The 22703-nt window shown below is 61.9% G+C and carries 23 protein-coding genes and 1 pseudogene; 10 read left to right on the top strand and 14 right to left on the bottom strand.

The genetic code is table 11. From position 1 onward, the window contains the following. Positions 1-30: 30 nt before the first annotated feature. Positions 31-1527, bottom strand: a complete 1497-nt coding sequence (locus tag G502_RS22000) for a DNA cytosine methyltransferase (RefSeq protein WP_162140965.1) — start codon at positions 1525-1527, stop codon at positions 31-33. A gap of 14 nt (positions 1528-1541) precedes the next feature. Further along, positions 1542-1949: a very short patch repair endonuclease gene (locus G502_RS21995; protein WP_022728415.1), complete on the bottom strand. Its 408-nt coding sequence runs from the start codon at positions 1947-1949 to the stop codon at positions 1542-1544. Between the two features lie 168 nt (positions 1950-2117). Here G502_RS21995 and G502_RS22435 point away from each other — a divergent pair. Continuing rightward, a pseudogene (locus G502_RS22435) lies at positions 2118-2836 on the top strand (IS5 family transposase). Positions 2837-3167: 331 nt separating this feature from the next. On the opposite strand, the gene G502_RS19475 reads toward G502_RS22435, so the two are convergent. The 6 genes from G502_RS19475 to G502_RS0109340 all read right to left on the bottom strand — a co-directional run bounded on the left by G502_RS19475 (position 3168) and on the right by G502_RS0109340 (position 9442). Then, positions 3168-3992 (bottom strand): HAD-IIA family hydrolase, encoded by an 825-nt coding sequence (locus tag G502_RS19475; protein ID WP_022728412.1) that lies wholly within the window; start codon positions 3990-3992, stop codon positions 3168-3170. After that, positions 3989-4852, bottom strand: coding sequence for a phosphodiesterase (locus G502_RS0109360; RefSeq protein ID WP_022728411.1), 864 nt, complete (start codon positions 4850-4852; stop codon positions 3989-3991). The genes G502_RS19475 and G502_RS0109360 overlap by 4 nt, the downstream gene beginning before the upstream one ends. A 92-nt stretch (positions 4853-4944) precedes the next feature. Continuing rightward, positions 4945-6198 carry an ABC transporter substrate-binding protein gene (locus G502_RS0109355; protein WP_022728410.1) on the bottom strand — a complete coding sequence of 418 codons (1254 nt, stop codon included), beginning with the start codon at positions 6196-6198 and terminating at the stop codon, positions 4945-4947. 139 nt (positions 6199-6337) lie between these two features. Next, entirely contained in the window at positions 6338-7234 is an 897-nt protein-coding gene (locus tag G502_RS0109350; protein WP_022728409.1) for a carbohydrate ABC transporter permease, read from the bottom strand. Next, on the bottom strand, positions 7231-8262 hold the full coding sequence (locus G502_RS0109345) for a carbohydrate ABC transporter permease (RefSeq protein ID WP_022728408.1): 1032 nt from the start codon (positions 8260-8262) through the stop codon (positions 7231-7233). The genes G502_RS0109350 and G502_RS0109345 overlap by 4 nt, the downstream gene beginning before the upstream one ends. Next, positions 8255-9442 carry an ABC transporter ATP-binding protein gene (locus G502_RS0109340; protein WP_022728407.1) on the bottom strand — a complete coding sequence of 396 codons (1188 nt, stop codon included), beginning with the start codon at positions 9440-9442 and terminating at the stop codon, positions 8255-8257. Before G502_RS0109340 ends, G502_RS0109345 begins: the two co-directional genes overlap by 8 nt. A 125-nt stretch (positions 9443-9567) precedes the next feature. On the opposite strand from G502_RS0109340, the gene G502_RS0109335 reads away from it, so the two are divergent. After that, complete coding sequence (locus tag G502_RS0109335; RefSeq protein ID WP_022728406.1) at positions 9568-10431, top strand: LysR family transcriptional regulator; 864 nt, start codon at positions 9568-9570, stop codon at positions 10429-10431. A gap of 191 nt (positions 10432-10622) precedes the next feature. Continuing rightward, entirely contained in the window at positions 10623-11399 is a 777-nt protein-coding gene (locus G502_RS0109330; protein ID WP_022728405.1) for a glutaredoxin family protein, read from the top strand. A 15-nt stretch (positions 11400-11414) separates the two neighbouring features. Here G502_RS0109330 and G502_RS0109325 read toward each other — a convergent pair whose 3' ends face one another. Then, the gene (locus G502_RS0109325; RefSeq protein WP_022728404.1) at positions 11415-13049 is read right to left on the bottom strand and encodes a GMC family oxidoreductase; all 1635 of its coding nucleotides are present in this window, start codon (positions 13047-13049) and stop codon (positions 11415-11417) included. A gap of 266 nt (positions 13050-13315) precedes the next feature. Here G502_RS0109325 and G502_RS21420 point away from each other — a divergent pair, with 266 nt between their 5' ends. From G502_RS21420 to G502_RS0109305, 4 genes are all read left to right on the top strand, one after another. Then, positions 13316-13831, top strand: coding sequence for a PAS domain-containing protein (locus G502_RS21420; RefSeq protein ID WP_162140964.1), 516 nt, complete (start codon positions 13316-13318; stop codon positions 13829-13831). 79 nt (positions 13832-13910) lie between these two features. Further along, entirely contained in the window at positions 13911-14615 is a 705-nt protein-coding gene (locus G502_RS0109315) for a phosphoribosyltransferase (RefSeq protein WP_022728402.1), read from the top strand. Positions 14616-14783: 168 nt separating this feature from the next. Beyond that, positions 14784-15005 carry a helix-turn-helix domain-containing protein gene (locus G502_RS0109310; protein ID WP_022728401.1) on the top strand — a complete coding sequence of 74 codons (222 nt, stop codon included), beginning with the start codon at positions 14784-14786 and terminating at the stop codon, positions 15003-15005. A gap of 47 nt (positions 15006-15052) precedes the next feature. Beyond that, the gene (locus G502_RS0109305; RefSeq protein ID WP_022728400.1) at positions 15053-15463 is read left to right on the top strand and encodes a phasin family protein; all 411 of its coding nucleotides are present in this window, start codon (positions 15053-15055) and stop codon (positions 15461-15463) included. A 73-nt stretch (positions 15464-15536) separates the two neighbouring features. Here G502_RS0109305 and G502_RS0109300 read toward each other — a convergent pair whose 3' ends face one another. Both G502_RS0109300 and G502_RS22950 read right to left on the bottom strand, forming a co-directional pair. After that, positions 15537-18200 carry a cation-transporting P-type ATPase gene (locus tag G502_RS0109300; protein WP_022728399.1) on the bottom strand — a complete coding sequence of 888 codons (2664 nt, stop codon included), beginning with the start codon at positions 18198-18200 and terminating at the stop codon, positions 15537-15539. Between the two features lie 167 nt (positions 18201-18367). After that, positions 18368-18769, bottom strand: coding sequence for a hypothetical protein (locus G502_RS22950; RefSeq protein ID WP_022728398.1), 402 nt, complete (start codon positions 18767-18769; stop codon positions 18368-18370). On the opposite strand from G502_RS22950, the gene G502_RS21985 reads away from it, so the two are divergent. The 3 genes from G502_RS21985 to G502_RS21415 all read left to right on the top strand — a co-directional run bounded on the left by G502_RS21985 (position 18650) and on the right by G502_RS21415 (position 20425). Beyond that, positions 18650-19273, top strand: coding sequence for a Crp/Fnr family transcriptional regulator (locus G502_RS21985; protein ID WP_245560751.1), 624 nt, complete (start codon positions 18650-18652; stop codon positions 19271-19273). The two genes, G502_RS22950 and G502_RS21985, sit on opposite strands and share 120 nt — an antisense overlap. Positions 19274-19390: 117 nt before the next feature. Next, positions 19391-19906 carry an Hsp20/alpha crystallin family protein gene (locus G502_RS0109285; protein ID WP_022728396.1) on the top strand — a complete coding sequence of 172 codons (516 nt, stop codon included), beginning with the start codon at positions 19391-19393 and terminating at the stop codon, positions 19904-19906. 15 nt (positions 19907-19921) lie between these two features. Further along, the gene (locus G502_RS21415) at positions 19922-20425 is read left to right on the top strand and encodes a host attachment protein (RefSeq protein ID WP_022728395.1); all 504 of its coding nucleotides are present in this window, start codon (positions 19922-19924) and stop codon (positions 20423-20425) included. A 32-nt stretch (positions 20426-20457) separates the two neighbouring features. On the opposite strand, the gene G502_RS0109275 is transcribed toward G502_RS21415, so the two are convergent. From G502_RS0109275 to G502_RS19455, 3 genes are all read right to left on the bottom strand, one after another. After that, a complete protein-coding gene (locus G502_RS0109275) occupies positions 20458-20823 on the bottom strand; it encodes a c-type cytochrome (RefSeq protein ID WP_022728394.1) in 366 nt (121 codons plus the stop codon). Positions 20824-20945: 122 nt separating this feature from the next. Next, positions 20946-22196, bottom strand: coding sequence for a PqqD family protein (locus G502_RS21410; RefSeq protein ID WP_022728393.1), 1251 nt, complete (start codon positions 22194-22196; stop codon positions 20946-20948). A 52-nt stretch (positions 22197-22248) separates the two neighbouring features. After that, positions 22249-22539 carry a hypothetical protein gene (locus tag G502_RS19455; RefSeq protein WP_022728392.1) on the bottom strand — a complete coding sequence of 97 codons (291 nt, stop codon included), beginning with the start codon at positions 22537-22539 and terminating at the stop codon, positions 22249-22251. Between the last annotated feature and the right edge of the window lie 164 nt (positions 22540-22703).

The raw sequence follows: 22703 nt of genomic DNA, 5'->3' as shown, positions 1-22703 counted from the left end.
ATAATATGCAAAAAAATATTATATAGTCCATTAAATTATTTCATTGTAATACAATCCATCTTCTGTATTTGAAAATACATAAGAATCATTTATACTATATGCAGAAGATAAAGCTTTCATTATTGACTGACCTATAGCTTTACCAAGTAAGGGGGGAACTGCATTTCCAACCTGAGTATACTGTGGTACGTCGTCTCTTCGGCTTTTCCCTCCTGTGGTTACTTTTGCCCGGAATTCAAAAGAGTCAGGGAATGATTGGAAACGTGCTAGTTCTCTTACTGTCATGGTTCTGGGTTCGGATGGATGTATATAATCATCTGGCAAGCTGAGAACAGTGTGGCTTGGCGCATCCCATCTTAGTGGTCTCTGGCTATGCTTCTTTGTTGCTAATTCAAATATTAAATCAATTAATTCTTCTTTACCTTTAGCAATTAAAGTTCCATCAGGGGAAATAAGTGGATACTGGGCATTAGATATTTTATTATTGATACGTATAAGTCTATCTGATTTTGAAATCGTATCATTAAGTGGAGTTGTAATAACATCAAGCGGTATTCTATATTTGGATAATACTTGGTATAGTCTAAAACGTTTTTTTACCTTATAAGAATGATCTCTAATTTCATGATTCCTGATCCCTTTTGTGTGTGTTTTATAAAATTCCTCTCCGGGAACATCGACTATTTGATTACGCATTGTAATCGCGTATTCAGGTAAGCAATTACTCGCGAGTTCGTACGCTCCTCCCTGTAGGTCATAGATAGCATCCCGAACGGTAAGGCATGGTTCGTCGGGGGTAGCAGGAAGCGGGGCAAGTGTTGGATGTGCAGGGAAAGCTAACGGGAGTTCTCTACCAATAATAGCACCAGATTGCCATGTTTCTGGAGAAAAACGGGCATTTGCGCGTTTGGCGACATCCTGGCGCAATGCAACAAGCATGATTCTTGGTCGATACTGAGGAACGCCATAATGCATAGCGTTTAAGAGCATGGGTTGGACTATATAACCAAATCCGGTCTTATTGAGAGCAGCAACGAGTTGGTTAAATGTCGCTTCTAACCCGTACTTTTTGAAGCCATGCTGCATGCCCGCTACATTCTCAATTAGCACTGCTTTCGGATTCACGGCAGAGACAAAATCAAGGAATTGCCAGACTAGTTTGTTCCTGACGTCTTGAGGGTCGCGACGTCCTGCAGTTGAAAATCCTTGGCAAGGGGGGCCGCCAGCAACAAGGTCAATATCTTCCCCTCTCAATGAATTCATTAGTTCTTTGCAGGATAAAACTTCTTCAAGAGTACGAACGATAAGCCCTTTATTTGCTTGTTCTAAAATAGATGTTTCAGATGAAGAGAATTTTTCCCAAGTAAAAGTATTATTAATACGTTCTATATGATTATGAAAAAAGGTCTCTGCTGCCATATATGATTTTTCGACAGCCAGCATTTGTTTAAATCCAGAGCTTCTTAGACCGAGGGATAACCCTCCACAACCAGCAAACAGGTCAATATATTTGTATTTTTGACTCACCCCCTGCCTCCTAATTAAATTTTTATATATTTATTTATTTTTTTATAAACTATCTCTGTATTTTTTGTTTCGCACTCCCAAATAATTAATACATTCCATCCCTTATCTTTAAGATTTTCAAATTTTTCTTTGTCTCGTTCTTTGTTTCGCTGAAGCTTTTGGGTCCAATATTCAGTATTTGATGTGGGCATCCTGTCATCGTGACAGCCATCGTGTTGATGCCAAAAACAACCGTGAACGAATATTGCTAATTGGTATTTTGGAAGAACAATGTCGGGTCTTCCTGGGAGATCTTTTCGGTGAAGGCGAAATCTATAACCAGAACTATGAATTATACGTCTAACTAATATTTCAGGCTTAGTGTTTTCTTGCTTGACCCCGCGCATAATTTTGCTGCGCTTTTCTTTGGATACAAAATCCATAAAAAATCCCACTATATTTAGAAGCGTCCTATTCACTTCAGGTTAGTGTTTGGCCCGAAAAGAGTTAAGCTATTTTCAGTCCCTTGTGATTACCCAGTTATGTCAAGCAACTGATGGAGCCGCAAGAAGTGGACTGAAAACACCCGCGCGAAGTATGACCGCAGAGACGTGCAGTATGCAAGTGACGTCACCGATGCCGCATGGGAACTGATCGCCCGAAGCTGCCAGACCTGCGGGCGCTTGGGCGACCGCGTGTAGCCTGCCCTAAGTGAGGTGGTCACCATGAGCTTCTACATACTACGTGGGGGCTGCCTGCGGTGGCCGCCGCCGCGGGATCACCGGTGCAGCACTGTTTCTACGTTTGGCACGATGATAGGATCTGGCAAACCATCAATCATCTTCTAGTCATAGCTGTTCGGGAGGCCGAGAGCCGCAACGCCTGCCCGAGCGTCGGGATCATCGATAGTCAGTCGGTCAAGCTCACCGAAATCGGCAGCATTCGTGGCTTCGACACCGGCAAGAAGTTGAAGAAGTGCCGTAACGTCATATCTTGAACGGTACCGGCGACATGCTGGTCTCCGGTATCGTCCACAGTGCCGCTATCCAGAACCGGGTCGGCGCGCCCGACCTGCTCGCTGGCGCGCACGCCGCCTATTCCTTGACTGCGCCATCTGTTCGCCGATGCCGTCTATGGCGGGGCGAAGCTCAGGGGCGTGCTCGAGCGCCTGAGGCGGTGGATCCTCAAGATCTTACGTCGCAGTGATAGCGCCTCCGGCTTCGAGGTCTTGCTCCGGCGCTGGGTGGTCGAGCGGACCTTGGCTTGACTCAATCGCAATCGTCGCCTCGCCAGAGATTTCGAGAACGCTATCGCCCATGCCGAAACCTGACACTATCTCGCCAGCGTCCAGCTCCTTGTCAGGTGGCTCGCAAGAGCCTGAACTCATGCAAAACATTTCGGGGCAGCCACAAAGGTACTAATTTATAGTACGAATACTAATGAGGAGAGCCAAGAATTTTTGTTATTAAGCCATGCGGGATCAATCTGCTATGGCCGGGCACACCACTAAAATGGGTTCCGTGAAACCAAGGCGGTTCATTTTCCACCTTCTTCTTTAGTGTACCATTATCAAGTAAAATATATATGTGGTTGGTGCATTTCTAACCTTAATTCTGCATTAGGAAAAAGATACAACGAAAGTAAGACCCAACACAACAGGATTACACACAAGCTGTGAGGCTAGTTAGACTCCCAAGTCTCCTAATATCTTCTTCATCACCTTTCCCAACCAACGCCACCGCCATCCCCGCACGTCGCGCCCCCAGGCCATCGGTCGCCGGGTTGTCCCCGATCGCGAGTATGTCCCTGGCGGGCAGCTGCAGGCGGTCCAGGGCGATGCGGTAGAGCAGGGGCTCGGGCTTGCCGATCACCTGGCAGGTCAGCTTGGGCTGGCAGGCGCGCAGGGCGGCCAGCAGGGCGCCGGTCTCGGCCACCGGCAGGCCGTCGGCGCCCGGGTGCGTGCGGTCGGGATTGGTGACGATCAGTTGCGCGCCCTGGGCGAGCTGGCGGATGATCCGGTTGAGGTCGTCATAGGTGAAGCCGGGGTCGCGGGTGAGCACCACGTGGCTGGGGCGGTCGTCGGTCAGGTGCAGGCCGCGTGCCTGGGCATAGCGGTGCAGGGCCGGGGTGCCGTAGAGCGCCACGGCGGCACCGGGCGCGGTCTCGGCCAGGTGGTCCAGGCTGGCGGTGCCGGCCAGGAGGATGCGCTCGGGCGGGATGGCCAGGTCCAGGGCGCGCAGGCGTTCGCTGAGCGTTTCGGGCGTGTCGGTGGAATTGTTGCTGAAGAGATGCAGGCGTTCGCCGGCGTAGTCGACGAAGGCCCGGGCGCCGGGCAGGACGGTCTGTCCGGAGACCAGGCAGCCGTCCAGGTCGCAGAGGAAGGCGCGGTAGCGGTCGAGGTCGATCCGCGCGCCCAGCCTCTGCTCGGGGCCCAGCCTCTGCTCGTGGTGAGGGATATCGGCTTCTCTCACGGATTTCTCGCTCACTGGGCGGCGAGCTCTTCCGGCGCGCGCGCCGCCACGGCTGTCGGATCCTGGAGCGAATAGAGCGGCCCCTCATAGAGGAACGAGCGCTGGTGCACGAGGATTTGGCCGTTCTGGACCCTGACCAGGGCATAGTCGGGCGCCTCGTGGGTGCCGGGGATGTGGTCCGCGCGGTCCAGGTCGAAGGCCACCTGGTGGTTCAGCGAACGCAGGACCTGGAAGGGAATGCCCTGCCAGGTGCCCGAGATGGGCCGGTGCAGGTGACCCATGAAGAGGTGGTCGGGCTTGCGTCCCACGTCTGCGAACACCGCCTGCTGTTCGGGCCCGTTCACCAGCTTGATGCGATCCATGTGCGGCATGCCGCTGTCGAAGGGCGGATGGTGCTGGAACAGCAGGACGGGCCGGTCGGTGGGCGCACTGCGCAGGGCCTGGGCCAGGAAGTCGCGGCGCCGTTCGCAGAGCACGCCGTGGCCGCCCCGGGTTTCCTCGTCCAAAGTGTCCAGCGTGATGACGGTTGCCGCCGGATAGCTGCGCACCAGCTGCAGGAAGCCATCGCGGTCGCGCGGGGCTTCGGGGAAGGCCTCGATGAAGTCGGGCCGGCTGTCGTGATTGCCCAGCAGCAGCAGGACCGGCACCTGCAGGCCCGCCAGCGTTTCGGAGAGGCTGCGATAGGCAGCGGGTTCGCCGAGATGGGCCAGGTCGCCGGTGATGATGACGAAGTCCAGGTCCGGATGGTCCCGGTTGATGCAGTCGATGGCCGCCTGCAGCCGGGCCTGCGGGTCGAGGCCATAGAGGCGCCCGCCCGGCGGGACGAAATGGGTGTCGGTCAGGATCAGGAAGGTGAGAGCGAGAGCCTGGGTCATGGAAGCACTCCTTTAAGGGCATTGCGTGCCCGGAGGGAAGGAGGCGGGGGCGTCCGCCTGGACGCACCCCCGCCGGGTGTTGGATGGATGGATCAGGAGTCTTCCGGCTCGGGAAGCAGCTCGTTCACTTCGTCCACCATCTGCTGCTGCAGGGCCTTCATGTCCTCGGCGTCGCCGACCAGGATGGATTCCATGCGGTCCTCGATGGTCTGGGTGATGGCCAGGCCGTTGTCGCCCGGATAGGCGAACCACTCGGACAGCAGGGGCAGCTGCTTGACCGCCGTTTCCTTGTTCGGATTCTCCTCGTAGAAGTCCACCAGGATCTCTTCGTTGGCGGCCTTGTTGGGCGGAATGTAGCCCGTGGTGCGTGCCACGGCGGCCGCACCCTGGCCGGAGGTGATGAACTTCACGAAGGTCCAGGCGGCCTGGAGCACTTCGGGATCCTCGCTGTCGGAGACGAGCATCGCCGCGTTGCCGCCGGCCGGCAGGGCTTCCGGCGGGCCGTCGATGCCCTGGAAGGGGGCGGTGCGGAAGGTCCAGTCGCCGGTCTTGTTGCTGTCCACGAAGCCGACGGAGGAGGTGGAGGTGAAGTACATGCCGATCTGCCCGGACGAGAAGGACTTGCGGGCATCGGCATTGGAATAGTTCTTCATCTCGCAGCCGTCGAAGATGCTCTTCATGGTCTCGAGGCTCTTCAGGCCGGCCTCGTTGTCGAAGTTGAAGCGGCCGTCCTCGATGGTGGGCTCGCCCTGGCTCCACAGCAGCGACTGCAGGAACCAGTTGCCGGTGATGTTCCAGTACCAGAAGATCGCCTCGTGATCGGTGTTGGCGTTGATCTTCTGGCAGACCTCGACGATGCCGTCCCAGGTCTCGGGTATCTCTTCGACGCCGGCTTCCTTCAGGATGTCCATGTTGTAGTAGCCGATGGGCGTGGAGACCGCGAAGGGCAGGCCGTAGACCTCGCCGTCGAAGGTGGAGAGATCCAGCATGGCTTCGTGATAGCCATCCTTCTGGAAATCCGATTCCTCTTCGATGAAGGGCTCCAGTGACCTGGCGATGCCACGGTCCACCAGGATGGCCTGGCGGTTCAGGCCCTGCAGGGTGACGTCCGGCAGGTCGCCGGAGACGGCCTCGCGCAGGACGGTGTTGGTGCCGTCCTCGTACGCCTCGTAGGTGGTGCGGAAGTTGACCGTGATGTCGGGATGCTCTTCGTTAAAGGCCTCCATGATTTCTTCGAAGGTAGGATCGAAGAGCGAGGAGTAGGCATAGGCGACATCGATCTCGGTCGCCTGGGCGGGAGCCGAAATGCACAGGGCAAGTGCGGCCGTGGACAGTAAGCGTTTCATGGTTCTATCCTTCTTTCCTCAGTGCTGGGCGGGGCGGTTCTCTCGAAGCGTCTGCCGCCCCGTCCGGTGTGTGCCCCTGATGCGGGGCGTGGGGGTCCGGTCCGCCCGGCGGGGCGGCCCGGACCCTGTTCTGCTGTTGCTATTTCATGCCGCTGAGCGTGATTCCCTCGATGAAGCGGCGCTGGGCCAGCAGGAAGGCGACGATCAGCGGGGTGACGATGATCGTGGCCGTGGCCATCATCGGGCCATAGGCGTGGTCGGCCATTTCGCCCTTGAACTCGCGCAGGCCCAGCGGCGGGGTGAAGAGTTCCTGGCTGCTGGTGATGACGATTCGTGGCCAGAAGTAGTCGTTCCAGTGGGCCACCACCGAGAAGATGGCGAAGGCTAGCAGGGCCGGGATGGCGGCCGGCAGCATGACGCGCCAGACGATGGCAAACTCGCTCATGCCGTCCATGCGCGCGGCGTCGATCAGGTCGTCGGGCACCGTCATGAAGAACTGGCGCATCAGGAAGATGCCGAAGGCCGAGATGGTCCAGGGTATGATGAGTGCGGCGTAGCTGTTGGTCAGGCCCGCCTTGGCCAGCCCGATGTAGAGCGGCAGTGCGATGGCATGGACGGGGATCAGCAGGCAGACAATGACCGCACCGAAGATCAGGTTGCGCCCCCGGAACCTGAGCTTGGCCAGCGCATAGGCGCAGGGCAGGGCAACGATCACCTGGATGACGAAGATCGAGACGGTGACGATGACGCCGTTCAGCAGGTAGCGCAGCAGCGGCGCCTCCTCGAAGGCCTGGGTGTAGTTGTGGACGAAGGGCCGCTGCCGGCAGTCCGCTTCCGCGTTGCCCCGGCGCACGCAGGCCTCGTCGACCATCAGTTCCTGCTGGCCGAGGAAGCCGCCCCGGTTGGTCTCGATCTCGTGCGGCGCCTTCAGGGATGTGGAGACCATCAGGTAGAAGGGCAACAGGACCACCACGGCGCCCAGAATCAGGACGACGTGCTTGAGGGTCTCGCCGGTGGAGAAGCGATGGATGGTCATGAGTAGTGCACCTTGCGTTCGACGAGGTGGCGCTGGATGAGGGTCATCAGCAGGACGAAGCCCAGGAAGACCATGGTGACGGCCGCGCCGATGCCGATCAGGTTCTGCTGGATGGCCTTTTCGTAGATGGCGTACATCATGACGTAGGTGCTCTTCGCGGGGCCGCCGCTGGTCAGCGCCTCGACCTGGTCGAAGACCTGGAACGAGCGGATCGAGGTGATGGTGACCAAGAAGACCGTGGTCGGCCCCAGCTTGGGCCAGGTCACGAGGCGGAAGCGCTCCCACCCCGACTTGGCGCCGTCCATCTCGGCGGCGTGGTAGAGTTCGCGCGGGATGCCGGTCAGCCCGGCCAGGTAGAGCACCATGTTGAAGCCGAAGGCTTGCCAGATGCCGATGAAGCAGAGTGTCCAGATGGCGTAGTCGCGGTCGCCCAGCCACAGCGGGAAGCCGTCGGCGCAGCCCTGGCCGTACCAGCTGGCGGCCGGGTCCAGGCCGAGCCAGGCGCCGGTCAGCAGACCGCGCAGCCAGCCGATATCGCACCCGGAGGCCAGGGTTGCGTTGATGATGCCGAGTGTGGGGTGCAGGGCAAATTCCCAGACGATGGCCATGGCCAGCAGGGCCGCCATGACCGGCAGGAAATAGATGGTCTTGTAGACATCGCCGCCGACGCGCAGCGACGAGATCAGCAGCGCGGCGCCGAGCCCCAGCCCCACCGAGGCCGGGACCACCACGAAGACATAGGTCAGCGTGGCCACGAACATAGAGCGGTAGGCCGAGCGCGAGAGCAGGTGCTCGTAGTTCTGTACCCCGACCCAGTCGAAGCCGGAGCGGCCCAGACTGTAGTCGGTAAAGGACAGCGTAGCCGCCAACAGGATGGGCACGATCAGGATCAGCAGCATCAGGACGATGGCCGGCAGGGTGAAGAGAACCCCGGTGCGCGCGCGGCTGGCTTCCGGCGTGTCGCTGCGGGCAGCCGGTCCCGCAAGCCGGGAGATCATGGAATGGGGCTTCAGGATGGCTTCAGACATGGGCGGCCCGCCTTTCCGCGCCCAGGTCGGGTTCGATCCCGGCAGGACGGTCCAACTGGCGCGTTTCCACGGCCTTGCCCTCGGCGTCGAAGGCCAGGGCGCGATCCCGGCGGAAACCCAGATGCACGGATTGGCCCACGGCCAGCTCGGGCAGCAGGGTTGCATCTGCGCGCAGGGTCGTCGGTGCATCGCAGCCCTGCAGGCGCAGCTGGACATAAAGTTCCGGGCCAAGGTTCTCCAGATGCAGGATCTCGCCCGTGAAGTCCGCCGGCGCGGGGGAGAGGTGGAGGCTTTCCGGGCGAACCCCGAGCTGGCTGGCCTGGACTTCGGCTCCGCGCACCGCCAGGCGTGTGGCCGCGCCCAGGCAGGAGATGCTGCCGTCCGCTGTGGTTTCGCAGGGCAGGATGTTGATCTTGGGCGAGCCGATGAACTCAGCCACGCGGATGTCGGCCGGGCGCTCGTAGACCTCGCTGGGGGCGCCGACCTGCAGCAGCTCGCCGTCCAGCATGACGGCGATGCGGTCGGACATGGTCATGGCCTCGACCTGGTCGTGGGTGACATAGATGAAGGTGGCGCCGAGCCAGCGGTGCAGCTGGGCGATCTCGGCGCGCATGTGCACGCGAAGCTTGGCGTCCAGGTTGGACAGCGGCTCGTCCAGCAGGAAGGCCGCCGGTTCGCGCACCAGGGCGCGGCCCACGGCGACGCGCTGGCGCTGGCCGCCCGAAAGCTGCCCGGGCTTGCGGCCCAGCAGGTGGGTGATGTCCAGCATCTCGGCGGCGCGCGCGACCTGTTCGCGGATGGCGCGGCGGTGCCCTTTCGCGCCGGGCATGAAGGAACCGACAACGGGCAGGCGCTGCAGGCCGTTCAGCTGGCGCATGTTCAGCGGTACGGCGATGTTCTCGCCGGCGCTGAGGTGTGGATAGAGCGCATAGGACTGGAAGACCATGGAGAGGTTGCGATCGGCTGCGCGCATCCCGTCCACGCGGCGGTCGCCGATCTCGATCCGGCCGCTGTCCTGGCTTTCCAACCCGGCGATGATGCGCAGCAGGGTGGACTTGCCGCAGCCCGAGGGGCCGACGAGCGAGATGAATTCTCCGTCGGCGATGTCCAGACCCACACCGGTCAGGACCTGCGTATCGCCGAAGGATTTTCGAATATCCTTGAGGTGCACTCGCGCCATGGCGTTCACGATCTCCTTGAAGTTTCGGGGACCCTAAAGCTCAGGCTTGACAGCTCTATTACAGATATAGGTAAAACCTTCAGGCAGAGGTGCCTTTCACTTCACCCGCCGGGATTGCATCCATCATGGCCCTGACATCCGCGCGCATCCGCGCCCTGAATGCCGTTTACGAGACCGGCAGTTTCTCCGCCGCCGCCAAGCGGCTGGAAATCTCGCAGCCTTCGGTGGCCCAGCTGGTGCGTGATCTGGAACGGGATTTTTCGGTGCAGCTGTTCGACCGGCGGGGCAACGGCCTGAACCCCACGGCCCTGTGCCAGCGGCTGTATGCCGTGACCGCCAGCATGCAGGAGCGCGAGAGCGAGGCGACCCGCATCCTGATGCAGCACCGCGAACTGAAGGAGGGGCAGCTGCGCATCGGCCTGGGCAACTCGATGCCGGGCATGACCTATATCGGTGCCTTCCAGCGGGCCTATCCGGGGGTGCAGGTGCAGGTCGAGATGGGCAGCTGGAGTCGCATCCTGAACGCCGTGGTGGACCAGCGCGTGGACGTGGCCATCCTGCCGGACGTGCCCGACGACGGGCGCTTCCGCCGCCAGGTCTGCCTGAACCAGGGAGTCGTGGCCCTGGTGCATCCCAACCACGCGCTGGCGCGTCGCCAGGCGGTGTCCTGCCGCGAGCTGGCCAACCACCACCTGATCTTCCGCAGCGCCGGCTCGTCCACCCAGCGCGTGGTGGACAAGGCCTTCCGCAGTGTCGATCTGGCGCCGCGGCCGACCATGATCCTGGACACACGCGACGGCGTCTTCGAGGCCGTGGCCAACAACCTGGGCATCGGCTTCATGTGGGAGCAGGGCTCCAGCCGCCAGGACCAGATCCGCAAGCTGAACGTCCTGGAAATGGCCGACAAGCGCCCGGAATACGTCTTCGCCCTGCAGAACAGGTCCAGCGTGATGGTCAACCTGTTCTTCGACGTGCTGAAAATCAGTTGAACCCTGGGTGTGCTGTTTGCCGCACCCTATCCCTACAATTGTCACGAAATCCGCTCGGCTGTGGCCCCCGGAGCCTATTGTTCGCGTTCCCTGAGGTCCCATGTGCCACAGGGACTCGTAAGGAGCGGCCGTTCCGCCAGCTGACGGGGTAGGACTCGGCCGCCCCTGAAGACAGATTCGGAGACGAAGCAATGGCACAGTCTCGCAACGACAGCGGCGCGCAAGAGGCCGCTCTCTATCGCATGGTCATGGAGGATCATGTCTGTCCCTTCGGCCTGAAGGCCAAGGACCTGCTGGAGCGCGCAGGCTATTCCGTCGCGGACCACTGGCTCACCACGCGCGAAGAGACGGACGCCTTCCAGGACAAGCATGACGTGGAGACCACGCCCCAGGTCTTCATCGGCGGCGCGCGTGTCGGCGGCTATGACGAACTGCGCGTGCACCTGGGAAAGGACAGCGCAGAGGAAGCGGAAGACGAGACCAGCTATAAGCCGATCATCGCGCTGTTCTCGCTGGGCCTGCTGATGGCGCTGGCCGTCAGTCATGTGGCCCTGGACACCCTCGTTTCGCTGCGCACGCTGGAGCTTTTCATCGCCATCTCCATGTGCCTGCTGGGCCTGCAGAAACTGCAGGACGTGGAGGGCTTCAGCACGATGTTCCTGAACTACGACCTGCTGGCCCAGCGCCAGGTGCGCTACGCCTATTTCTATCCCTTTGCCGAGACCGCAGCCGGCGTCCTGATGATCGCCGGCGTCCTCATCTGGATCGCGGCGCCGCTGGCGCTGTTCATCGGGGCCGTGGGCGCCGCCTCGGTCTTCAAGGCGGTCTATATCGACAAGCGCGAACTCAAATGCGCCTGTGTCGGCGGCAGCAGCAAGGTGCCGCTGGGCTTCATCTCGCTGACCGAGAACCTGATGATGGTCCTGATGGCGCTCTGGATGCCGCTGCGGATGTTCGTGCTGGGGTGAGGCGCGTGCGCTCTGTCAGGTGCCCTGCTTTCCCTCCGCCAGGATCATCTCGGCGGCCTTCTCGGCGATCATCATGGTGGGCGAATTGGTGTTGCCCGAAGTGATGGTCGGCATGGCCGAGGCGTCGACGACGCGCAGACCGCGGACGCCGCGCACCTTCAGCTCCGCGTCGAGGACCGCCGTGGGGTCGCTGTCGGGGCCCATCTTCACGGTGCCCACGGGATGGAAGATGGTGGTGCCGATGTCGCCGGCCGCTTTGGCGAGCTCTTCGTCCGAGGTCAGGTTCGGGCCCGGCTTGATCTCCTGCGGTTGGAACTTGGCCAGGGGCGGGGCCGCCGCCAGTTGCCGGGCCAGGCGCAGGGCCTTCACCGCCACCTGCCGATCCTGTTCGGTGGACAGGTAGTTCGGGCGGATGACCGGCTTGTCCCGAGGGTCGGCGGAGCCGGCATGTATGGACCCGCGGCTGGTCGGGTTCAGGTTGCACACACTGGCCGTGAAGGCTGGAAAGCGGTGCAGGGCGTCACCGAACTTGTCCAGGGACAGGGGCTGGATGTGGAACTCCAGGTCCGGTGTCTCCCGCTCCGGTGACGAGCGGGTGAAGATGCCCAGCTGCGAGGGCGCCATGGTCAGTGGTCCGCGCCGGCGCAGCAGGTAATCCAGGCCCATCAGCGCGCGCTTCCAGGGGCGGTGGTAGTCTTCGTTCAGGGTGCGCACCCCCGTCACGCGGAAGACAGGACGAAGCTGCAGGTGATCCTGCAGGTTCTCGCCCACGCCCGGGGCCGCCTGGACGGTCTCGATGCCCAGCTGGGCCAGGTGCTTGGGATGGCCGATGCCCGAGAGTTCGAGCAGCTGCGGTGAGCAGACGGAGCCGGCAGAGAGCAGCACCTCGCCCGTGGCCTGGGCGGTCCAGCGCTTGCCGCCGCGCAAGAAGGTCACGCCCGTGGCCCGGCGCTCGGCGTCGATCTCGATGCGCTCGACCTGGGCCTCGGTGGCGAGTTGCAGGTTGGGGCGCTTGAGGACGGGTTTCAGGAAGCCACGGGCCGCGCTCCAGCGACGGCCACGCTTCTGGTTGACCTGAAAATAGCTGCTGCCCTCGTTGTTGCCGCTGTTGAAATCCTCGACCCTGGGGATGCCGAGTGTTTCGGCGGCGTCCTGCACGCGGTCCAGGATCTGCCAGCGCATGCGCGGATAGTCCACATGCCACTCGCCGCCCGCGCGGTGGTGGTCGTTCATCGGCCGAACGTGGTCCTCCATCTTCAGGAAAGAGGGCAGGACATCGTCCCAGCCCCAACCGGGCAGGCCCTGCTGACGCCAGCCGTCATAGTCCTGGGCCTGGCCGCGCATGTAGATCATGGCGTTGATGGCCGAACAGCCGCCGATCACCTTGCCGCGCGGGTAAGCCAGGCTGCGCCCGTTGAGCCCGGGGTCCTCCTGGGTGCGGAACATCCAGTCGGCGCGCGGGTTGCCGATGGCGAAGAGGTAGCCCACGGGGATGTGGAACCAGATCCAGTCGTCCTGGCCGCCGGCCTCCAGCAGCAGCACGCGCTTGTCCGGGTCGGCCGAGAGCCGGTTGGCCAGCACGCAGCCGGCCGAGCCGGCGCCGATGATGATGTAGTCGAAGTTGCCGTAGCTTTCGGACTCCTGCTCCACGGCGCTTCCCTCCCGATCTTGTTCGCCTTGTTATGCCTGGTGCCAGGGCGCTGACCGGGGCAGCCTATCACAGCTTCGGGTTGGGGAAATCCATCACGCCATATCCGCAGCCGGCCGGGTGCTCGCATCACCAAATGGGCATCTCCTTTCGGAGACTCGCGTGAGGCGTGTTGCTGGCGTACACTGTATCTTGGGGGAACAGGATGTTCCTCAACCTGGAAGGATCCCCGCCTGCGTGCGGGACTTCCATGCAGGAGCAGTTGTTGATGGGCATAGCAACAGAGCTCTACACGGTCAGAAGCGCACGCGTGCGGCACGTTCACGATTACTGGAACGAGCTGCGCGGGGCGCGTTTTGCGCCCACCCGAGCCGAGATCGACCCTGCGGATCTACGCGACCTGCTGCCCTCGATCCTGATGGTGGATATCGAGCCCGAGCCCTTTCGTGTGCGCTATCGCCTGGTTGGAACCCAGGTGGCCGAGGTCAGCGGCTTCGATTTCACCGGCCGCTATCTGGACGAATTGGGGTTCGTGTCGCTGGAAGGTGAGTTCCAGAGGACCTACCAGCGGGTTTGGCGGGAGCAGGTGCCGGTCTATACGCGGCCCCTCTGGCCCTTCGATTCCGAGTTGCAGACACGCTACGACCTGGGGGTCTTTCCCCTTTCCGATGACGGGCGAACGGTGACGCGAGCCCTGGCCATCGAGGGCTACGAGGAGATCGAGAAGAAACCAAGCATCCAGCAGCGCAACTTCGATTGGCAGCGGCGCCGCACGATCCTCTGATCCCCATCTGCTGTGCGAGCAGCCACGCGGTCGGTCGCTTTGGGTTGGTGGCGCCCTCACAACCTGGGAGGCGAGAAGGATGTTCAAGGACCGTGAAGAGGCGGGCGCACGCCTGGCCGAGGCCTTGCAGGACCTGCAGGGACAAGACGTGGTGGTGCTGGCTCTGCCGCGCGGTGGAGTGCCCGTGGCGGCCGTCATTGCCGAGGCGTTGCAGGCGCCCCTGGGTGTGATGATGGTACGCAAGATCGGCGTACCGGGTCAGCCGGAACTGGCCGTCGCCGCTCTGGTGGATGCCGGGGAGCAAGAGGTCGGAACGTCGTCAGGAAACGAGACTGCTGACCTGCAACTGCTGCGCAACGAGGCGCTGATCCGCCAGCTGGGGATCCCTGAAACACATATCGAGGCGGAAGCCCGGCGCGCGGGTCAGGAGATTGCACGGCGGCGAAGTCTTTACGGCGGCCAGGGCTGGAGCGGCAGCCTGGAAGGACACCAGGTGATCCTGGTGGACGACGGCGTGGCGACCGGCCTGACGGCCATGGCTGCTTTGCAGGCCCTGGGCGCGCGGAAGCCGGCTGGATTGGTGATGGCTGTACCTGTGGCTGCGCCGGATGTGGCTGCCGAGCTGGCACGGCTGGTGGATCGATCGGTAATCCTGGAACAGCCGCAGGACCTGGGTGCGGTCAGCCTGTGGTACCGGCGCTTCGACCAGGTCGATGACGAGACGGTGCGCCGTCTGCTGCAGGACGCCGCCCAGCGCCTGCGTGGTGACAGGGACCCAGGCTGATACGGAAAGCGGGCAGGTCTTAACCTGCGTCAATGCAGCCTTCCGCAGCTCTCCTCTATAACCGCATCAAATGCTGAAGCACGGGCATATGGAAAACACCGTTCGTCGGTTGACTGACCTGTCTCATCAACAGCACCCACCACTCCAACCCAGAGAGGAGACGCCGGGATGAAAAGCCGGACGGATACCGCCTTTTCCTTTCCACCCTATCCCCGAATGCCGGAGCCGCGCGCGTCGGACCTGTCGGACGATGCAACGGTTCCGCAGTTTCGCCAGGCACGTGACCTGATGGAAGCCGGCCTGCCCGATGCGGAAATTGCCGCGCGCCTGGACATTGCCCAGGCGCGGATTTCCGCACTGAGACGTTATTATGGCCTGCACCGCAATTGAAGGATGGACAGGCCGAACCGACACAGACAGCAAGGGATGACAGTCAGATGAAGAAGGACAGCAAGACAGCCGGGAGCGAGACGGAGAATCCCGCCGAGGCGATGGCCGCCATGAACGGCCAGATGACGGAGGCCATGATGAGCGCGACCGACACCTGCCTGAAGAACATGGCCGTTTGGCAGAGAGAAGTGGCCGATTTTACGGCCCGGCGCATGAAGACGAACAGCAAGCTGCTTCGCTCTCTGCCGAGTTGTGCAAACTGGGACGATGTCGTGTCTCTGCAGCAGGGTTGGATGAGAACGGCGGGCGAAGATTACATCGACGAAACCGGGCGGCTTCTGAGCCTGAGCCAGCGCATGATGGACGGCCTTCAAGCTGCGCCTGGCCAGGCTGTGTCCGATACGGGCCAGACGCGCGGCAGCAAGGCTGAAGATCCGGGCAGCAAGACGGCAGGGTAGCCGGACAGGTGGCGCTGGCAGTGCAGTGCCGGACGGCCGGAGGCTGCAGGTTCGCCTACGGCCGTCGCTGCCGTCAGGTCCGCCGGACCAACCAGCGCCGGCCCGCCTTCTCGACCTCCAGGATGACCATCAGCCCAATGCCGCAGGCCATCACCAACAGGCCGTCCTGAAAACGAACGGGCCGGGTGTCGAAGATCACCTGCATGAAGGGGGCATAGGTAAACAGAAGCTGCAGCAGGAAGATGCCGGCCACCGACAGCAGGACCGCGGGCGTTCCCATCAGACCTTTCAGACTGAAGGAGGTGCGGTGCAAGTAGCGGATGGAGAAGAGGTAGAAGATCTCCATCACCACCAGGGTGTTGATGGCAAGGGTGCGTGCTTCCTCGACGGCTGCGCCGCGCTGCATGGCCAATTCGAATATGCCGTAGATTCCCAGCAGGAACAGCAGTGACACGAACAGCACGCGCCAGGCCAGAAAGCCCGACAGGATGGGTTCGGACGCCGGGCGTGGCGGGCGTTTCATGACATCGGGTTCGGTTGGCTCGAAGGCCAACGCCAGGGCCAGCCCGATCGAGCTGACCATGTTGACCCAGAGAATCTGAAGCGGCGTGACCGGCATGGTGGCGCCGGTCAGGATTGCGATCACGATGCCCAGGGATTCCCCGCCATTCACCGGCAACAGAAAGGCGATCGCCTTCTTCAGGTTGTCGTAGACGGTCCGGCCCTCGCGCACGGCATGGGCGATGGAGGCGAAGTTGTCGTCGGCCAGGACCATGGCGGCGGCCTCGCGGGCGGCCTCGGTGCCCTTCTTTCCCATGGCGATGCCGACGTCGGCGCGCTTCAGGGCCGGCGCATCGTTGGCGCCGTCGCCGGTCATGGCAACGATGCGGCCCTGGGCCTGCAACGCCTCGACCAGGCGCAGCTTGTTCTCGGGCGTCGTGCGGGCAAAGACGTCGCTTTCTTCCAGGACCTGCTCAAGCTCCTCTTCCGGCAACTGGTCAAGGTCCCGCCCGGTCACGACCTTCCGGGTATTGGGCAGGCCGAACTGTTCGGCGATCGCCCGTGCGGTGGCCGGATGGTCGCCGGTGATCATCTTGACGCTGATGCCCGCTTCGCGACACTCGGACACGGCCTTCAGGGCTTCGTCGCGCGGCGGATCGATCAGGCCAGCCAGGCCAAGGAAGACCAGGCCCTGTTCCAGATCGCCTTCATCCAGGCTGTCGGTGCCGGTGCTTGGGTTCATGCGGGCCAGCGCGATGACACGTTGGCCGGCCGTGGCCATTTCGTGCGCCCTGTCATGCCACGCCGCTGGGTCGAAGGTTTTCTCTTGTTCTTCCTGCAGCTGGCTGCGGCACATCTCCAGGATGCGTTCGGGCGCGCCTTTCACATAGACCACCGGCTGGCCGTTGTCGGCCCCGTGCAGGGTTGCCATGTAACGCCGGCCCGAATCGAAGGGGATGTAGTCCAGGCGCGGATGGCGGCTGCGTTCCTGCCCATAGTCCAGGCCCGCCTTGGCTGCGGCCACGAGCAGGGCGCCTTCCATGGGGTCGCCGCCGACGTTCCAGCCCTCGTCCGCTTCGTGCAGGTCGGAATCGCTGCACAGCAGGCCGGCGCGCAGGGCTTCCAGGCTGGCGCCGTGATCCGTGGCCTGCACTTCCTGGCCATTGTGATGGAAAGCTCCATCCGGTTCATAACCCGTGCCCGAGATCTCCAGACAGTGGTCCGCCGTTTCCAGCGTGCGCAGGGTCATCTCGTTGCAGGTCAGCGTGCCGGTCTTGTCCGAGCAGATGACGGAAAGTGCGCCCAGGGTCTCGACGGCGGGCAGGTGCCGGATAATGGCATTGCGCCGGGCCATGCGCTGAACGCCGATGGCCAGGGTCACGGTCAGGACTGTAGGCAGGCCTTCGGGAATAGCGGCCACGGTCAGGCTGACCACCGAGATGAAGATGGTGGCCAGCTCGTAGTCCCGGACCAGGAAGCCGAAGGCAAAGACCAGCGCCGAAAGCGAGAGGATCAGGAAGGTTAGCAGGTGAGCAAAATGCGCCATCTGCCGCAGCAGCGGTGTTGTCAGGCTCTGCACTTCGGACAGCATGCGTCCGATGCGCCCGATCTCGCTACGCGCCCCCGTCGCGACGACGACCCCGGTGGCCTGGCCAGTGGTGATCAGCGTGCTGGCGTAGCCCATGGAGCTTCGCTCGGCCAGGGGGCAGTCGGCATCCACGGCTGCGGTTTCCTTGGCAACGGGTGCGGACTCCCCGGTCAGGGCGGCTTCCTGCACCTGCAGGTTCTTCACGTCCAGCAGGCGCAGGTCGGCGGGAATGCGCTCACCGGTTTCCAGAAGGACGATATCACCGGGCACCAGTTCCTCCGCCGCCAGGTTGCGGCGCTGGCCACCGCGGATGACGGCGGCCTTCGGCGCCAGCATGGCGCTGATCGCGCGCAGGGCCTTTTCGGCCTTGTTTTCCTGCAGGAAGCCGATGATGACGTTCAGAAGGACCACCGCCAGGATGACCTGGGTATCCAGCCAGTGTTCCATCAGCGCGGTAATGCCGGCGGCGGCCAGCAGGACATAGATCAGGGTGTTGTTGAACTGGCGCAGCAGGCGTTGGAGCGGGGTGACGCCCGGCTGATTCTCCAACCGATTGGGACCGTGCTTCTCCAGGCGTTCCGCTGCCTCCTGTGGGGGTAGCCCTTGCCTGTCACTATGGAGTTCCTGCAGCACCGTTTGGGCCGGCATCTGGTGCCAGGGGGGGGCAGTTGACTCCGTCGCCCCTGCTGAATGGTTTTTATCCGCCACGCATCAATCCCTTCGGCTGGTGGCTGCAGTGTACAGGCTATGGAACCGGTTGTGGGGGATCACTTTGTCACGGTTCACGCCTGGAGGTGAGCCGTTACCTCGAAAGTCTAATTGAAAAGCAGTGTCCGGCGAACGATCTGTAAACCAATCTGGAGGTCTCGAACATACTTCCATGCTTCGCGGCGTCCATCTGGAGTGGCATCATGACCGTTGTTACCTGGCAAGCCGGATGTTCTTCTTGCCACCTTCGTGACTTCGGACTCTGCCAGGCCGTTCAAGGGCCGCAGGAGATTGCCTGTCTCCAGTCCGTGCGGCAGCCGGCCCGTTTCCATCCATCCGGGCGGACTGTTTTCCTCCAGGGCAGTCGAGGCATCCCTCTCTACAATGTCCTGAGTGGCTGGCTGTTTTCCTATCAACTTCTGCCCGATGGGCGCCGACAGATCCTGCAATTTCTTCTGCCGGGCGATATAGCCGGTCTGGAATGTGAAGACAGCATGGGGATGACCCATGGGCTTGAAACCCTGTGTGAATCTGTTCTTTGCACCATTCCACGCGAGGGCTTTCGGCATCTGATCGACAGCTGTCCTGCCGTGGCGGAGCATGCACGAAAGATATTGGCGCGTGATATGATCCTGCTGTTCGAGCATATGGCAACCCTTGGCCGTCGTACAGCACGTGAACGCGTTGCCTGCCTGCTGCTTGAACTTGTGGTGCGCAGTGGCCGTTCCACATGCCTGACCAACGGGATGAGTCTGCGTATGCCACTGACACAGCCGATCCTGGCAGATGCCCTGGGCCTGACGGCCATACACGTGAACCGGGTCTTGCGCGAACTTCGCGAGCAGAGGGTTATGGAGCTGGCGCACAAGCAGCTAACAATCCTGGATACGGAAAAGTTGACGCGCCTGGCGGGATTGCCCGATGGGATGATGGATCTCTGGACGGGTCAGTCCACAGCCAGTGGCGTGTCACGGACGTCATCGCAAGCGGCTGTGCAAATGCGCAGGCTCTGATCGTGCGTGGCCCGTATTCCGGCCTCTTCCTTAACCTGGAGCAACGAAGCGGCCCGATGGAACGACTATCATGCGGTGTCCATGAAGATTTGGACTGAACCAGAACAGAGGATATGCATGATGTCGATTGGAAGCCTGAGACCTCATCGTCGTTTCGGTGCCGGCCGCGGTGGGCGCCAGGAGCGTGGTTTCGAGCCGCCCGCCTTCTGGCGTGACATGGAACGAATGTTCGAGGATTTCCTGCCTGGAAGCTATTTTTCCGCTTCCGAAGGCGAGTCTTCCCAGCCGCAGGCGCACCTGCCGGCCATGGATGTGCGGGAGGAGGACAATCGCTACGAGATCCTGGCGGATATGCCGGGTGTGAATGCCAAGGACCTGGAGATTTCGCTGAGCAACGGCATGCTTCACATCGTCGGACGGCCGGAAGCGAAGGAGAAGAAGGAAGAGAAGAACGGACAGGTCCTCAGGGTCGAGCGTAGCCAGGGCTGGTTCGAGCGCAGTTTCACGCTGCCCCCCGAAGTGGACGCCGAGAAGATCAAGGCGGACCTGAAGGACGGGGTGCTGCACCTGTCCCTGCCCAAGAGCGAGAAAGCCCGCAAGGAAGCGCGCAAAATCCCCATCAACGCATCCTGATACAGTTGGATTATCATGTCGGACAAGCTCTGGATCGTCGTGGCCGATGGCGCTTCGGCGCGGATTATGCGGCCGCGCCTGCGTGGCGAAGGTTTTGTCGTTCTCCATCGCATGAGCGGGCAGCGGGCACGAAAGCATTCCGCGGAACTTGGAGATCGACGGCCGGGACGCAGCTACGAGAGCGCCTCGGTTCTGCGCCATGCCGTGGAGCCGCGTTCGGATCCGCAGCAGAAGGAAAAGGAACGCTTCGTAAGCCGCCTGGCCGACAGGCTGAACCGAGCAGCAAAGGACAAGGCCTTCGAGGCCCTGACCCTGGTTGCCCCTTCGGGCGTCTCACGGCACCTGCAGGATCAATTCGAAAGCAGCTGTCGCGCGCGTCTGAAGGAGGTGCGGGAGAAAGACCTGGTCTGGGTACCGGACAGCGAACTCTTTCGCCATCTGAACGATCTCAAGGGGTTGCCTCGCAAGAAGCGCCTGGCGCGTCGCCACAGTCCAGGCCAAGCGGTGGAGAGCCTGTAAGCGGGAACTCCCGACAGGCAGGAACCCGCATGTTACTGCAGGCTTTCGAAGAAGGCCTGCAGGTCCTCTTCCTGTTGGCTGTCGAAGAAGAAAGGCGGCAGGCTGGCATGCACCGGCCCGGCGCCCGCCTGGACCGTGGTGAGGTAATCCAGACTCATGCGGCTGTTGCGTGCCATTTCCTCGGCGCTGATCGGCGCATCCTGGGGACGCCCCCAGCTGTCCTCGATCTCATGACAGGAGCCGCAGCGTTGCCGGAAGAGTTCCCGTCCTCGTTCGCCATCACCGTAGACCGATTGGGTCTGTGCCCTGGCCACAGGTGTGTCGACCTGGACCAGCAGGCCGGCACTTACAAAAACAGCAGCCAGGAAGGCGCCGAAAAAGAGGCTATGACGGAACATTGTCTTGCATCCTGTAACCTGCCGTTTCTGCCATTGCGGCACTTTCGGCATGATTCGATCATGATGCACGGCTGTCGTGCCTGTCGAGGGCGCGGAAGAAGTAACCCGGAGGCAGTGGCCCGCTATACCGGTTGGATCAGTGTTTCGGCCAGCAGCTCCTGGAAGATCCGCTGCAGGTCGTTTTCCAGGCGGGACGGCTCGACATCTGGGAAGGCGGTCCGAAAGGTCTCCTGGGCCTCGTCCAGGCTCGTTGGAACGGCCAGCAGGCCCCAGAGACTGGCGCCGATGGGGTTCAGCCGGTGGATCGTGCCCGTGGCGCTATGGCTGAGGAACAGATCACCGTCCAGGCGTTGAGCCTTGACGCCCGCCGCCTGGACATGGGGGTGACCACGCGGGATATCGGGCAGGTGGCCGTCCGGGTCGTCTTTCCGTTCCACCCTGCCGTCCGTAAAGCCTGAGGCGCCGATATTGCCCGTAGACGGCCAGGAAGCGGGGGCGCCCCGGGCGATCTGGCCACTGGCGGCGAGCGCCTGATCCTGACTGAAATGGGCCTGCAGGCAGGCGCTGGCTGCCTCGAGGTTTGCATAGCGGAGATTGTAGGTTGGCAGGCTTTCCGCCAGCTTGCGGCAGCGTTCCAGAACCTCGTCGGTCGAGGCTTCCCGGGCCAGGTACTGGGCCGCCAGGTGGTGCAGGCCCTCGCTTTCCGGAAGTCTTTCCAGATGGCATCCGCCTTCATCCCGGCGGTCGAGCAGTACGATGGCCGCAAGCGGCGCCTGTTCCCCGTAGCGTGCCAGGTTCGACAGTTCGGGCGAGAGGTAGATGTAGTCATCATCGCGTGCACCGCCGTTGCGCATAATGAAGCTCTTCATTTCGCCGCTGATCCCTTCAGGCAGGGGCAGGCGCAGGCGAGGTGCGAAGCCATAGGCCATGCCCTGGTCCTGGGCGTCGAGGGCGATCAGGTCATCCCCGTAGACGCGGACTCCATCCAGCAGTAGCTGTGCCGACAGGGTGCTCTTGCCGGCACGCTGTTCGGCCGGGAAGAGCACCAGGCCCTGTCCGAAGCAGGCGGAGGCTCCATGCAGGCCGAGCAGGCCGGCGTTGTCGACGAGATGGCTTTCGATCAGGTCGACAGCCAGGGAGCAGACCGCGCCCACAAGGGTGTCGGAGAACCAGGGGGTCGCGCGCCAGGACACACCGATGCCGTAGGCGTCATCCAGCTTGTGGATGACCACGGCCGGTTCGTGATCGGTTTCTGGTTGTTCCCGGAACTGCCAGCTCGGGGCTATTTCCCGCAGGGCCAGTGGAATCTCGGGGCAGTCCACGAAAACCACAGGCCGCTGCATGCCATGGAACAGCACTGTCTGCCTGGGCATGCCTTGCTATCCCCTGCCTGGAGGCGTGTCGTCTATATGCTCAGGCCTTGGCTCAGCTGCTGCCGAGCCTGATCCAGACTTCCCAGGGCAGGCGCTCGCGATAGCGGCGGCCATGGGCGTAGCTGCCACGACTGCGGCGGCTGCGGCGATCGCGGGTATAATAGTGTCGGCTGCCGCGGCTGCGATAGCTTCCGCGGCTATAGCGTGAACGGCTGCCGGGTGATGCTTGGGCTGAACTGAGGGTCAGCAGGCTGGGAGCCATGTAGGCAGCGCCGGCTGTCAGCCCCAGCTTTGCGAGCATTTTGCGGCGGCCCTGGTCCGGATTGTCCGTCCCGTCCGTCATTGTCTCTCCCCTTTCTTCTGCCGTTGTTTACATACGACTATGTATTTTTCTCTTCACGGAGCAAGAGCCCGGCGCTGTCAGACTGTCGCTGACACGGATAGGACACAGACTGTGGTCTTCCGGGGGCAAAGCCACTTTCGGGGCGGCAAGAAAAACGCCCGCCC

This window comes from Fodinicurvata sediminis DSM 21159 (assembly GCF_000420625.1).
In the GTDB taxonomy this organism is placed as follows: Bacteria; Pseudomonadota; Alphaproteobacteria; order Kiloniellales; family DSM-21159; genus Fodinicurvata; species Fodinicurvata sediminis.
Note: the sequence above shows the minus strand (reverse complement) of the source record. Positions and strands in the feature narration are given on the sequence as shown.